Source organism: Virgibacillus sp. 7505, assembly GCF_002272135.1.
Taxonomy (GTDB): Bacteria; Bacillota; Bacilli; order Bacillales; family Amphibacillaceae; genus Terribacillus.
In genome coordinates this window covers 1-219 of the sequence record NZ_NPBF01000422.1, presented here as the reverse complement: position 1 = coordinate 219, position 219 = coordinate 1, and the positions used below count along the sequence as shown (strand labels likewise).

General features: G+C 48.4%; 1 protein-coding gene. It reads right to left on the bottom strand.

All coding sequences use genetic code 11. The features are described from left to right. A partial coding sequence (locus CHH91_RS19615; protein WP_141234277.1) for a sugar phosphate isomerase/epimerase family protein occupies positions 1-219 on the bottom strand: 219 nt, incomplete at both ends.

The window sequence follows — 219 nt, the reverse complement described above, 5'->3', positions numbered from 1 at the left end:
AATGTTCCGACTCGCCTGGACAACCAGAGAAGGTAACAACAGTGTCTACACCTAGCCTTGCAGCCAATTGTACAGTGTGTTCGAACACACGGTCATGGGCGTTGCTCACTTGCGGATTAGGATGTAGCCCATTGCCATGACAACTAAGGGCGCTAATCGTTATACCACGCTCGTCAAAAGCAGCTTTAAACGCCGCAAGCTTATCTTCATCGGTTAAAA